The organism is Actibacterium sp. 188UL27-1 (genome assembly GCF_016901225.1).
Lineage (GTDB): Bacteria > Pseudomonadota > Alphaproteobacteria > Rhodobacterales > Rhodobacteraceae > 188UL27-1.
The window spans coordinates 86,798-98,815 of the sequence record NZ_JAFEUL010000007.1 but is presented as its reverse complement, the minus strand read 5'-3'; the positions used below and the strand labels follow the sequence as shown (position 1 = coordinate 98,815).

Annotated in this window: 11 protein-coding genes, 1 tRNA gene and 1 pseudogene; 11 read left to right on the top strand and 2 right to left on the bottom strand. The window is 60.0% G+C overall.

Going from position 1 to position 12,018, the window contains the following annotated elements; translation table 11 throughout:
* Positions 1-83: 83 nt before the first annotated feature.
* From IU397_RS11280 to IU397_RS23860, 4 genes and pseudogenes are all read left to right on the top strand, one after another.
* Entirely contained in the window at positions 84-740 is a 657-nt protein-coding gene (locus tag IU397_RS11280; RefSeq protein ID WP_239479738.1) for a methyl-accepting chemotaxis protein, read from the top strand.
* Positions 741-1,399: 659 nt separating this feature from the next.
* Positions 1,400-1,783 (top strand): annotated as a pseudogene (locus IU397_RS23870) (transposase); the annotation flags it as partial.
* Between the two features lie 319 nt (positions 1,784-2,102).
* A complete protein-coding gene (locus IU397_RS23865) occupies positions 2,103-2,420 on the top strand; it encodes a transposase (protein WP_370541662.1) in 318 nt (105 codons plus the stop codon).
* A gap of 286 nt (positions 2,421-2,706) precedes the next feature.
* Entirely contained in the window at positions 2,707-3,087 is a 381-nt protein-coding gene (locus IU397_RS23860; protein ID WP_204413563.1) for a GFA family protein, read from the top strand.
* 72 nt (positions 3,088-3,159) lie between these two features.
* Here IU397_RS23860 and IU397_RS11265 read toward each other — a convergent pair whose 3' ends face one another.
* Positions 3,160-3,942: a spondin domain-containing protein gene (locus tag IU397_RS11265; RefSeq protein ID WP_204413781.1), complete on the bottom strand. Its 783-nt coding sequence runs from the start codon at positions 3,940-3,942 to the stop codon at positions 3,160-3,162.
* 214 nt (positions 3,943-4,156) lie between these two features.
* Between IU397_RS11265 and IU397_RS11260 the strand changes: the two genes are divergently transcribed.
* From IU397_RS11260 to IU397_RS11230, 7 genes are all read left to right on the top strand, one after another.
* Positions 4,157-5,734, top strand: coding sequence for an ABC transporter substrate-binding protein (locus IU397_RS11260; RefSeq protein ID WP_239479737.1), 1,578 nt, complete (start codon positions 4,157-4,159; stop codon positions 5,732-5,734).
* Positions 5,735-5,795: 61 nt separating this feature from the next.
* Entirely contained in the window at positions 5,796-6,959 is a 1,164-nt protein-coding gene (locus tag IU397_RS11255) for a CynX/NimT family MFS transporter (RefSeq protein WP_204413561.1), read from the top strand.
* A 53-nt stretch (positions 6,960-7,012) separates the two neighbouring features.
* Positions 7,013-7,993, top strand: coding sequence for an ABC transporter permease (locus tag IU397_RS11250; protein WP_204413559.1), 981 nt, complete (start codon positions 7,013-7,015; stop codon positions 7,991-7,993).
* Complete coding sequence (locus tag IU397_RS11245) at positions 7,993-8,955, top strand: ABC transporter permease (protein ID WP_204413557.1); 963 nt, start codon at positions 7,993-7,995, stop codon at positions 8,953-8,955. Before IU397_RS11250 ends, IU397_RS11245 begins: the two co-directional genes overlap by 1 nt.
* 3 nt (positions 8,956-8,958) lie before the next feature.
* Positions 8,959-9,870 carry a hypothetical protein gene (locus tag IU397_RS11240; RefSeq protein WP_204413555.1) on the top strand — a complete coding sequence of 304 codons (912 nt, stop codon included), beginning with the start codon at positions 8,959-8,961 and terminating at the stop codon, positions 9,868-9,870.
* 67 nt (positions 9,871-9,937) lie between these two features.
* The gene (locus IU397_RS11235) at positions 9,938-10,924 is read left to right on the top strand and encodes an ABC transporter ATP-binding protein (protein WP_370541661.1); all 987 of its coding nucleotides are present in this window, start codon (positions 9,938-9,940) and stop codon (positions 10,922-10,924) included.
* On the top strand, positions 10,924-11,886 hold the full coding sequence (locus IU397_RS11230; RefSeq protein ID WP_204413554.1) for an ABC transporter ATP-binding protein: 963 nt from the start codon (positions 10,924-10,926) through the stop codon (positions 11,884-11,886). Before IU397_RS11235 ends, IU397_RS11230 begins: the two co-directional genes overlap by 1 nt.
* A gap of 25 nt (positions 11,887-11,911) precedes the next feature.
* Here IU397_RS11230 and IU397_RS11225 read toward each other — a convergent pair.
* Positions 11,912-11,997, bottom strand: a tRNA-Leu gene (locus IU397_RS11225).
* Between the last annotated feature and the right edge of the window lie 21 nt (positions 11,998-12,018).

The window sequence follows — 12,018 nt, the reverse complement described above, 5'->3', positions numbered from 1 at the left end:
GTCTGCGTTAAAGTGGCCCCCGATTAATGAGCTGTTCAGCCTCTGACGGTATGTATGAGCGGCAGTTCGGGGGCCGGATCACGATGACCAGACGCTCATTCATCAATAGTATCAACCATCAGATCTTCAGTTCGGTTGGGCCGGCCAGGATTGCCATACTCACGCTCCTTTTGGCGAAAGCGCACCGGCAGAATGCGTGTCTATGGTCGCAAGGCGTCATTGAAAGCGCGGTGGAGCGGTTGCGGATGGCGCAGCGCATGTTGCGTGTGTCCTTTAGTCAATTGATCGCGGATGCGGGCATCGAACCGGGTGAGGCGATGAAGGCGGCCCATCGGGAGGCATTGGCGGCCATCGACAGGTTCGCCCCTCTTACCGTTGAGGAGGCATGTGATGCCGAAGTCGTGGGCCGGTGGCTGGACAAGCAGCCGGACCTCGCTCGCGACTACGTCGAAAAGATAGAGCCCGCCATCAATCTGTTCCTCGAACTCTCGATCGAGGCGTTGGACGCGGAAGGGACCCGTCGCTCCACCTCGGCCAGGCACGACGCAGACCAGGCGATCAAGGAGGTTGGGCGCATTGGCGCATCGATCCGCATGGTGGCGGTCAATGCGTCGGTGGAGGCGTCCCGGGCGGGGGAAGCCGGTGCGGGCTTTGCCGTCATCGCCAATGAAACGCAAAACCTTGCTGGCCGCATGACAGATGTGATCGACACGATCTCCCAGCGGCTGGCCGAGATCTGACTGGCTAAAGCGGTTGTTCGGCTTCGGTCGCAGGAGAGTGCTAATCTGAACCGTCCATCTTTGCGGATGCGCTTTTGATGCGTCACAGAGGGGAGCAAATCAAACGCGCTTAAGATCTGCCTCATTGCTGAACGGGTCTGAGATCGACAGGGCTTTTCAAGCAGTCAGCGCAGATTTGACGAGCCGACGGGCTGTGCGTGCCGCTTCGAATACGGCCTTGTTCAAGGACGCAGGCCGCGGCTCAAATATACGTCTGATCCCGGATACTGCAAAGCAGATGATGCCCGTCTCAAATCAATCTGGTGCTTGGCATGTTCATTTGCCTCCATCAGATCGAAACTATCTTCCGATGACGGGTGCGGATCTTACCGGCTGGTCAACGGGGCTTCGGTTTGAACGTGTCGTTGGTATCAGGTCAGCGCCGCTGCAGAGGGTGGTTTTCGGCGCGCTACTGATGAACACCGATTCAATGCAAGTCAGGCCGATGGGGACGCCCGACATAGTTTGAAAATTCCGGTTGTTTTGAATGCGGATTGCTGCGGAAACGGTCGATATTGGTGAAAATCCTGCCACTAGATGCTGCGTTTTCAGCCTTGTTTTGTGTCTAAATCTCTGCTTCTGACGGGTTAAAAGGATGGAGGGACGGGCGATGATGGGGCGAGAACCTTTTCAACGATTTCCGGTTTGGGGATCATGTCCCGGCGGACCATCTGCTACGACAGATCGACCGGCTTCTTGACTTTTCCGAGCTGTGAGCGGGCCTCCGCGACCTCTACAGCCCCACAGGTCGGCCGTTGGTCGATCCTGAGTTGATGATCGGCATGCCGATGGTTGGATATCTCTACGGCACCCGGTCCGAGACGCGGCTTTGCCAAGAGGTGCATCTCAATCTCGCCTACCGGTGGTTTTGCAAGCTCGGTCTGGATTGCCCTGTGCCGGATCGTTCGACCTTCTCTAAGAGCCGCTATGGCCGCTTTGCCGAGGGCGATGTGCTGCGTAGTGTCTTTGCGCTGATCGTCGCGCGCTGCATGGACGCCGGTCTGAACTGCATCATGTCGATGTCGAGGCAACACCTGCGCGGCTGAGCCACGAGATCATTGCCGCCAAAGCCATGCTCGACCGCAGCAAGGAAAATGGATTCACGCCCAAGAGCCGGACGCCGACGCGTCTTACGGCACAAGCCCTTTTTTGAGCTGACTCGAAGTCCGCAAGATCACGCAATACATCCCCGTCCTCGATCTGACAAAGCAAACGGATGGAAAGCTGACCCGGGAGGCCTTCACCCATGATCCTGAGTAAGATCTGTTCGTCTGCCCTCAAGGGCGCGATCTGACGCTGCGGGCCGACATCCCGGCGCGACGATTGAAACGGTATCGGGGGAATAAGCGGGTTTGTGGGACGTGTCCGGTCAAGGCGACCTGCACCGATGCTCCATCGCGCAGTCTTGCCGTTTCAACGGACGAACCACTCCGCGAAAAGCTGGGCGCCATTGCTGAGACGGAAGCATACCAGAATGCCCGACGACGACGAAAGGAGGTCGAGATGTTGTTCGCCCACCTGACACGACATCTCGGCATCAAGCGCCTCCGGCTCCGAGGCCTGTCCGGAGCAGAAGAAGAAGTCCTCCTCGTTGCGGCTGCTCAAAACCTCAAACGCCTCGCCAAACTAGCACCGGCCTGATCAATGAACAGAAAACCCAGGATGATCGCCGCGCCCACCGAGCGCGGCGGCAGAAACTAGCGAAAATACAAGATATGGTGGGGCGGGTTTTCACCGATATCGGTTGCTTATGGGGTGGCACCGCAAAACAGACGATCCGCGCGTGAGATTGATCTGGTGGTCGCGGGCTGTATCCCCTTAATTGCCAGGAGCGGATGACTGTTATTGGCCGACCAAATGATGTGCCACCCGACAGATAACCAGTTCGATCTGTAACACAGCGCATTTCGGCGGAGGAGAGAGTGCGGTGAAGTCTTTCGAGGGCGGCTGCCTTTGCGGTCATATCCGCTTCTCGGTGGCGGGTCCGCTCCCCGTCGCGCACACATGTTCATGTCTCATTTGCCAGCGCCATACCGGATCATTAACGGCGATATGGCTCGAAGTTCCGGCAGATGCCGTGACGTGGGCTGGGCCGGGTGGGTCGCCTTCGGTCTTTCGGTCGTCGGAGATGTCATGCCGGGCATTTTGTCCCATTTGCGGAAGCTCGATCGGGGCCATCGATGATGCGCCGGTGATCGCACTGCTGACAGGTACATTCGACAAGCCGCATCTAAAAGCGCTCAAACCAGCCAAACATTCCTACAAGGGAGCGCGACCCAAATGGTGGCGTCCTGAGATCGACCCCTAAGCCCCATCGCTGGGCAATAGAGGCGGGTGGGGGCGCCATCTGGCACCCCCGATGTTTCAGAAGATCGAGCGATCAGGTGCGACGACGGCGGCCCAGAACCGTCAGACCGCCCAGGCCAGCCAGCAAGAGCGGCAATGCGGCAGGCAGCGGGACCACGGCGATTTCGATGGTCGCCAGCGATGTGCCGGTCTGGGAGAAATCAACTGTCGTGCCATCTGCCGTGGGCTGACCGTCAAGGAAGGCCAGGCTGTCCAGCAAGGCCACGCCCTCAGACGTGTCCGTCGATGTGCCACCGGTCGGATTGAAGGCTGCGCCCTGGCCGTCATTTTCCTCTGTGCCGCCGTCCCAGACATTGGCAAAGCTCAGCTCGATGGGCCCCAAACCTGTGAAATTCCCATTGGCATCAAAGATCTCGATCCCTTCCGGATTGCCGATGAAGGCATCGTTGGACGGGATGACCATGGCCGCAAAGCTCAAGAACCGTTCGGTCCCGGTATTGACGTTGTCAAAGGTGAAGGTCGCGGTCTCTCCGGGGTCCAATACCGGCGCCCCACCAAATCCGTTGGCATTGGCCAGAATGCCGGTCCTGAAACCGCCAGCTTCTGCCTGGGCCACAAGGCCACCCACGCTGCCCTCTTCCGCCAGATCTTCAAGCGCCTGGCTGGCCGTGTCATCGGGGTTGAACGTGTCGAAGGACCCGTCATGGAGCGTTGTGAAAAGCGGGGTCAGATAAAGGCCCTGTTCCGTCTGGTTGTTGGTGATCGTGATTTGCACACTGGCCGCCATAGCGGCGCCTGCACACAAAGATATCAAGCCTGCGGCGACGCCGCAGGTCAGTCGAGTGAGTGTTGTCATGGCAAGGAACTCCCTGTTTCGCCAAATGGTGGGTCGCACCACCGCGCACGCTAGGGGGCCGACAAAAGGTATACCAATCACCTTGCTTCACAGCCCTGCGATCTTCCTTGACGAGATGTGAATTGTTCCGTCCGGCCCCTTTGCCCCTGCGTCATTCTGGCCTACCGTGCAGAGCGGCGCGGCGACGCGCGTTCAGACAGGAAGAGGACCCCCCATGTATCGATCACACACGGCCATGGCGCTTGCGCTGGGACTGATGACCGTCGGCGCACCGTTTGCGCAGGCCGAATTCTTTCGCTGGGCAGGGACAACAGATCCCCAGACAATGGATCCCCATGCCGTAAACTCGGCGCCCGTCCTGGGATTTCTGAACAATGTTTATGAAGGGCTGGTTCGGCGCGACCAGAACATGGTGATCGAACCCGCATTGGCCACCGCGTGGGAGGTGATCGGTGATGGCGAGGGCTGGCGGTTCACCTTGCGCGAAGGGGTGAAATTCCACGATGGCAGCGATTTCACGGCGGAAGATGTGCTGTTCAGCTATCAACGCGCCAGTAACGAAGCCTCTGATACGCGCAGCTGGTTTGCGCCGGTGAGCGAGGTCAAGGTGGTGGATGACTACACGGTCGATATCCTGACCGCCGCGCCCAACCCGATTTTCCCGGACAGCATCGCCAACTGGATGATGATGGATAGCGGCTGGGCCGAAGCCAATGACACGACCCTGCCGGACAAGGAAACCGGCAACTACGCCACACTGAATGCTAACGGGACCGGGGCGTTCAAGGTCACGGCGCGCGAGCCCGGATTGCGCACGGTGCTGGAGCCCCACGCGGATTGGTGGGGCGAGGTTGAGCACAACATCACCCAAGCCGAGTTCACCCCCATTGAAAATCCGGCCACCGCCGTTGCAGCGTTGCTGTCGGGTGATGTGGACATGATCGATCCGGTTCCCATTCAGGATGCTGCGCGCCTTGGCAGCAATGCGGCGGTCAACGTGATCCAGGGGATCGAGGCGCGGGTGATCATGCTGGGCTTTCCCCACCAGGCCGAGGCGCTGAAATATGCCGCCAATGCAGGGGACCCCAATCCGTTCAAAGATGTCCGGGTGCGTCAGGCCGTGGGCCATGCGGTGAATGTGCCAGCAATCCTTCAAACCATCATGCGGAACAATGCCGAACCCGCCAGCCAATTGGTGAGCGCGGCGATGCGCGGTTTTTCGGAACCCAATAATAAGCGCCCCGATTACGACCCTGAAAAGGCCAAGGCATTGCTGACCGAGGCGGGCTATCCAGACGGCTTTTCATTCGGGTTCAAATGCACCAACGACCGGTATTTGAATGATGAGGCGGTGTGCCAGGCGATCACTGGAATGCTGGCGCAGGTCGGCATCATGGCCGAGCTGGATGCCATGCCTGTTCGCAACTACTGGCCCGAACTGCGGGAGGATAATTTTGATATGTATCTGCTCGGCTGGTCACCTGGGACGTTTGATGCCGAACATCCGATCCGCTTTCTGGCCGCCACACCCAATGAAGCGAAAAAACTGGGCAGCTGGAACTTCGGCGGTTATTCCAATGCCCGCGTCGATGAGCTTTTGCCCCAGATCCAATCCGAGATTGACGAGGCCTCCCGTCAGGGCATGATCGACGAGGTCACCCAGATCCTCGCCGAAGAACGGGCCTATGTGCCACTTTACATCCAGCCGCTGGTTTGGGGCACACAGGCGAATATCGAGGTGACCCAACGCCCCGATAACTTCTTTATCCTGCGTTGGGTTACGGTAAACTAAGGCGGCAGATGGGCCGCGTTGGGCGGGATCCAACGCGGCATCAATATCCGAGGTTTTCAAAATGCGTGCAGGTTCCAACTGGACAGCGATCCTGCTGGCCTTTGCCCTGGGCGTGCTGGGTGCCATGCAAGTGGGGCGCGTGGCGCCTGCCGCCGATAGTTTGAGCCAGTCATTCGACCTGTCATTGACGGCAGTGGGGTGGCTGATCTCTGTGATCGCATTGGCGGCTGCCCTTGCGGGTATCGCTGCGGGATATCTGGTGGCGGCCCGCGGCGGGTGGGAGACGCTACTTATTGGCACAGTCGGCCTGGCCGCCGCCGTGTTGCTGGGGGCGATGGCACCAAACCCGCTGGCCCTGTTTCTGACCCGGCTGCTGGAAGGGGTCGGTTACCTGTTGGTGGTCGTGGCCGCACCGACTCTGATGGTGCAGGTTGCCTCGCCCCGGCAAATGGCGCGGGCCTTGGGCCTGTGGAGCATTTTTTACACAAGCGGCCTCAGCCTGGCGGCCCTGTTGGGCGGGTGGCTTTCGGATGTCGCGGGGTGGCGAGCGCTTTTTACGGTCAACGCCGCTTTGTTGGTTGCCGGGGCGCTTGCGCTTTTGATCCTGGTGCCGCGTTTGCCGCCATCCGGCACGGTGGCCCGCGCGACACCGACCAAGGCGGCCTGGCTGCTCGCGGCAGGTTTTTTTGGGGTCGCACTGGTCGCATTGGCCCTGCTGAGCATGCTGCCGCTCTTTCTGACGGATCAACGGGGATACACGGCGGCCCGTGCAGGCAGCGTGACCGCGCTGGTGGCCTTGGCCAGCCTTGCGGGCGGGGTTCTTTACGGTGCGCTCGCGCCCCACTTGTCCTTGCGGCCGCTGGCGATGGTCAGCAGCGTGGCGATGATCTGTGGCGCGGCGCCAGCTTTTGCAACAGGTCTTCCGGCGTTTGCCAATTTCGCGGGCATTCTGGTGGCGATTTGCGCAAACGGAGTTTTGGTCGCACTCGTCTTTGCCGCCGTGCCGCGCATGTGCGCCACGCAGGAACAAGTGGGGCCGGCTAACGGCGTCATCGCTCAATTGGGCAGTTGCGGGGCCTTTGTCGGGCCGCCACTCTTTGCCTGGATTGTTTCGGCAGCAGGATGGGCTGCTTTGTTCGGTGCCGTCGCGCTTTGCGCTGTGTGGTTTTTGAGCCTTTACTGGATCACAGACAGCCCATCGCGTCCGGTCCGCGACACGCCGTGATCCGAAACCATACACCACTTGACCCCACCCTGCCAGAGGTCCACGCTTAGCTGATGCTGGCCTATACCATTCGTCGGATCCTTCAGTCGCTGCTTGTCCTGCTTGTCGTGGGGCTGGTGGCCTTTTCGATGTTCCGCTTTGTGGGTGACCCCATCGATAACCTTTTGGGTCAGGAACGCACCGATGCCGATATCGAGCGTCTGCGTGAGGTTCTGGGCCTGAATGATCCCTTCATCGTGCAATACGGCAATTACCTGATCGGGGCCTTTCAAGGAAACCTTGGAATCAGTTACCGGCAGGGCCGCCCCGTGGCCGAGATCTTGCTGGAACGCGCACCGGCCACCCTGGAACTGGCCTTTGTTTCGGGGATCATTGCGGTGGTTCTGGGGATCGCGCTGGGCGTTTATACCGCAATCCGGCGCGACGGGATCCTGGCCAATGTCATTATGTCAGCGTCCCTGATCGGGGTCTCGTTGCCGACCTTCCTGATCGGCATCTTGCTGATCTATTTCTTTTCGGTCTACCTGGATCTCCTGCCTTCCTTCGGTCGGGGGCAGGTCGTCAGAATTGGCGGGTGGAGCACAGGTTTCTTGACCAGTTCAGGCCTCAAAGCGCTGATCCTGCCCTCCATCACGCTGGCGCTGTTTCAGATGACACTGATCATGCGCCTCGTCCGGGCAGAGATGCTCGAAGTGCTCAGGCAAGACTACATCCGGTTTGCCCGGGCCCGTGGCCTGAATGAACGGGCGGTGAATTTTCGCCACGCCTTGAAAAACACGTTGGTGCCCGTCGTGACGATTATCGGGATGCAATTTGGCAGCATCATCGCCTTTGCGATTATCACTGAAACGGTATTTCAGTGGCCCGGCCTTGGTCTGCTGTTCATCAACGCGATCCAGTTTGTCGATATCCCGGTGATGGCCGCATACCTGATGATGATTTCGGTCATGTTTGTCTTTATCAACCTGATCGTCGACATGCTGTATTTTGCCATTGATCCGCGGCTGCGGGTCGACCGAAGCGGAGCACATTGATGTCTGACGAAAGCCTGCCGCATATCGACCCTACTGCACCTGTCCGCGTCTCGCGCCTGCGCGCGATCTGGGACAACGATCTGACCTATAGTTTTCGCACCAATCCCGTGGCCGTGGTGTCGGCCGTCGTGGTGTTGATCCTGTTGCTATCCGCGATCTTTGCGCCGCTGATTGCGCCCCATAACCCGTTTGATCCGGCCACGCTGAACCTGATGAACGCCTATTCCGCGCCATCGACGCCGAATCAGTTCACGGGCGATACGTTCCTGCTGGGCACCGATGACCAAGGGCGTGACGTGTTCTCAACCATCCTTTACGGAATGCGCGTATCGTTGTTTGTGGGCATCACGGCCGTGTTGCTTGGCATGGTCTTGGGTGTCACGATGGGCTTGCTGGCGGGGTATCTGGGCGGTTGGACCGAGACGATCATCATGCGCGTGGCCGACGTGCAACTGACCTTTCCATCGATCCTGGTAGCGATGCTGATCACCGGGGTCGCCAAAGGGTTCACGCCCGTCGAATACCGTGACCAGATGGCGATTATCGTGCTGATCCTGGCCATCGGGCTGAGTGATTGGGTGCAATTCGCCCGGGTTGTGCGTGGCGCCACCATGGTTGAGAAAGGCAAGGAATATGTGCAGGCCGCGCGGCTGATCGGGCGCAGCAGCCCTGCCATCATGCTGCGCCATATCCTGCCAAACGTGATGGGGCCGGTCCTGGTGATCGCCACGATCAGCCTGGCCCTCGCGATCATTGCCGAGGCGACGCTCAGTTTCTTGGGCGTCGGCGCGCCACCCACTCAGCCGTCGCTGGGCACACTGATCCGGATCGGGCAAGGGTTTTTGTATTCCGGTGAATGGTGGATCCTTGTTTTCCCAGCCTGCACCTTGCTGGCCCTCGCGCTGAGCGTGAACCTGTTGGGGGATTGGCTGCGCGATGCACTGAACCCCAAACTGCGATAGGCCATGCAGCCGCTGGGCCGTCCCATATCCCCTTGGTGGATCCTCATTGGCGCCCTGAGCCTCGTTCTGATTGCACAGACCTGGTCTGTCACAATCGCGGACGATGAAAATCGGGGGCGGATCATCGCGGCGCTGATTGGGTTCGGCGGGACATTCATTTCGGCCATCACCGGTGTTTTGCTGTTCAACCGCCAGCAATCGGTCCGGGAGCAAGAGCAGGAACGTCAGGCCAACCGCCGCGATGAAGAGGATGCCAAGCGCGAGCACAAGCGCGTTGGCCGACTGGCAGCGGCGCTGCGCGCCGAGATCTCGGAAAGTCTCACGCGGCTGACCCAACAGTTCAAAACGGATCAGATCTTGGAGGCGCTGGACCGCGATGCCCGCAACTTTGCCGTCGCCGACGGAGATAGCGCCTTGCGCGGCATGCCCGCTGGCGTCGGCCCCGAACGCAGCACGATTTTCGAACAGCATCTCGGGGATATCCGTGATCTGCCCGAAACCGTGATCTGGGCCATTGTCAGCTATTATCAGAATGATCTGCATCTGGCGCAGTATCTCAACAAGATGACCGAAGGCGCGTTTGATCGGCTGGCAGCCGACCGGCAGCGTCTTGCGGTCGTGTTTTATCGGGATCTGGGTCAGGATACGCTCCGCTCGGCCTTGCGGGCCAAGGCGATGCTGGACGCGTTTCTGGTGGTTCACCACCTTGATGACGGTCCCCGGCGATCAGAGCGTGAATTGAAACTCGCGCGGGTCCTGATGCTGGATCGGCCCACAGATCAACAATTGGCTGAAATGTTGGAAATGCGTCAAAGCCGCCCTGAATTGGGTGGCGTCCTACGCGCGCTGCCATCGGATGACAGCGTCGATCATTTAGCGGCCTTTCAGGCGGCTATCGGAATTAGAAGCGGATGACGGTGGGTTGTGGGCCAGGCATGGCGTTCCCTTTCATCTATTCTGGCAATCAAGATATAGGCGCATCGTGAAAGATTTGCAAACAGAGCCAACGCTTTCGATCAGAAACCTGACCGTCGACATACCGACGCGCCATGGAATTTTGCGCCCCGTGGATCAGGTCAGCTATGACATTCAACCGGGAGAGATCCTGGGCGTGGTCGGTGAAAGTGGTGCCGGCAAGTCCATGGCGGGGAATGCGGTCATCGGGCTTTTGAACCGACCTGCCCATATTGCCGGTGGGGAGATCTGGTTGGGCGGCACTCGAATTGACGCCCTGAAGGGCGACGCCATGCGCCGCTTGCGCGGCAAGAAGATCGGAATGGTGTTTCAGGATCCGCTGACTTCACTGAACCCCTTGTTACAGATCGGCGATCAGTTGGTTGAGACGATGACGGCGCATCTGGATATCTCGATGTCCGAAGCTCGCAAACGCGCCATCCAGGCCTTGGAGGAGGTTGGCATCCCAGCTGCCGCGGCCCGGATCGACAGCTACCCCCACGAGTTTTCCGGCGGGATGCGCCAGCGCGTAGTCATCGCGCTTGCCCTATGCGCCGAACCCAGTCTGGTGATCGCGGATGAGCCGACAACGGCCCTCGACGTCTCGGTTCAGGCGCAGATCATCGCGTTGCTCAAAAGGCTCTGTCGGGAGCGGGGGACTGCGGTGATGCTGATCACCCATGATATGGGTGTGATCGCCGAAACAGCGGACCGTGTGGCCGTGATGTATGCCGGGCGGCTGGCCGAGATCGGGCCGGTGCGTGACGTGCTGACCGCGCCACACCATCCCTATACACGCGGCCTTATGGGGGCCACGCCCCTGGCCTCCCAGGGGAAGGCCCGGTTGCACCAGATCCCGGGCGCCATGCCGCGGTTGGATGCCTTGCCCGACGGATGTGCCTTTCACCCCCGGTGTGATTGTGTGCAAGGTAAATGTCGGCAGAATCCAGCGCCGGATCTGGCTGCCGATGCAGGACGGTCGGCCTGTTGGTATCCGGTGGGGGCGTTGGTCTGATGGCGCTTGTCGAGATCTCCAACCTGACCCGCGTTTTCGACGTTTCAAAACCATGGCTCAACCGGGTGCTCGAACGGTTGCCGAAATCGCTTTTGACGGCCGTTTCCGATGTCAGCCTGCAGATTGAGGATCGCAGCATTTACGCATTGGTCGGCGAAAGCGGATCCGGCAAATCGACCATTGGCAAAATCGTGGTGGGCCTGACGGCACCCAGCAGCGGATCGGTGACCATCGGCGGTGTTGATCTGGCGCGCGAGAGTGATCGCGGTGCCGTTGAACAGACCCGTTCTGACATTCAGATGATCTTTCAGGATCCCTATGCCTCGCTCAACCCGCGCTGGCGGGTGCGTGACATCATCGTGGAGCCGGTGGCCGCAAAAGGGGGCAAAACCGATGGCCTGGCCGAACGGCTGCTGGAACAGGTTGGCCTGGTCGCGCGGGATGCGGGCAAGTTTCCCCACGAATTCTCGGGCGGGCAAAGGCAGCGGATCTGCGTCGCCCGCGCCCTGGCGTCAGAGCCGCGGCTGATCGTCTGTGACGAGCCGACCTCGGCCTTGGATGTATCGGTCCAGGCGCAGGTGTTGAACCTGATGAGCGATCTCAAGGATACGTTCGGACTGACTTATCTGTTTATCAGCCATGACCTGACCGTGGTGCAGCACATGGCGGATCGCATCGGCGTGCTGTATCTGGGTCGGCTGGTGGAGGAGGCGGCACCGGCTGAGCTTTTTGCCGACCCCAAGCATCCCTACACCCAGATGTTGCTTGCGGCGGCGCCCAAGATGGACGGCTTCGGGCGGGAGGTCGATCCCCCCAAGGGAGAGATCCCCGACCCCATCAACCCGCCGTCGGGCTGTGCCTTTCACCCCCGCTGCCCCCTGGCCACCGATGTCTGCAAATCGGAGCGTCCGGCGATGCTGGACCTGCGCGAGGCCCGCGTGGCCTGCCACCACGCCATGTGAGACAGTTTTAGCACATACAAAGTGATGGTGCGGGCGGTGGGACTCGAACCCACACGGGCATACGCCCCTCAGATTTTAAGTCTGGTATGTCTACCATTCCATCACGCCCGCAGCGTGTTCGTGCTAGTCCGA

Bases quoted from the DNA above. Each gene is read 5' to 3' on its own strand.
- IU397_RS11245 (WP_204413557.1), top strand. From the start codon at position 7,993: ATGTCTGACGAAAGCCTGCCGCATATCGACCCTACTGCACCTGTCCGC.
- IU397_RS11240 (WP_204413555.1), top strand. From the start codon at position 8,959: ATGCAGCCGCTGGGCCGTCCCATATCCCCTTGGTGGATCCTCATTGGC.
- IU397_RS11280 (WP_239479738.1), top strand. From the start codon at position 84: ATGACCAGACGCTCATTCATCAATAGTATCAACCATCAGATCTTCAGT.
- IU397_RS11260 (WP_239479737.1), top strand. From the start codon at position 4,157: ATGTATCGATCACACACGGCCATGGCGCTTGCGCTGGGACTGATGACC.
- IU397_RS11250 (WP_204413559.1), top strand. From the start codon at position 7,013: ATGCTGGCCTATACCATTCGTCGGATCCTTCAGTCGCTGCTTGTCCTG.
- IU397_RS11230 (WP_204413554.1), top strand. From the start codon at position 10,924: ATGGCGCTTGTCGAGATCTCCAACCTGACCCGCGTTTTCGACGTTTCA.
- IU397_RS11265 (WP_204413781.1), bottom strand. From the start codon at position 3,942: ATGACAACACTCACTCGACTGACCTGCGGCGTCGCCGCAGGCTTGATA.
- IU397_RS11255 (WP_204413561.1), top strand. From the start codon at position 5,796: ATGCGTGCAGGTTCCAACTGGACAGCGATCCTGCTGGCCTTTGCCCTG.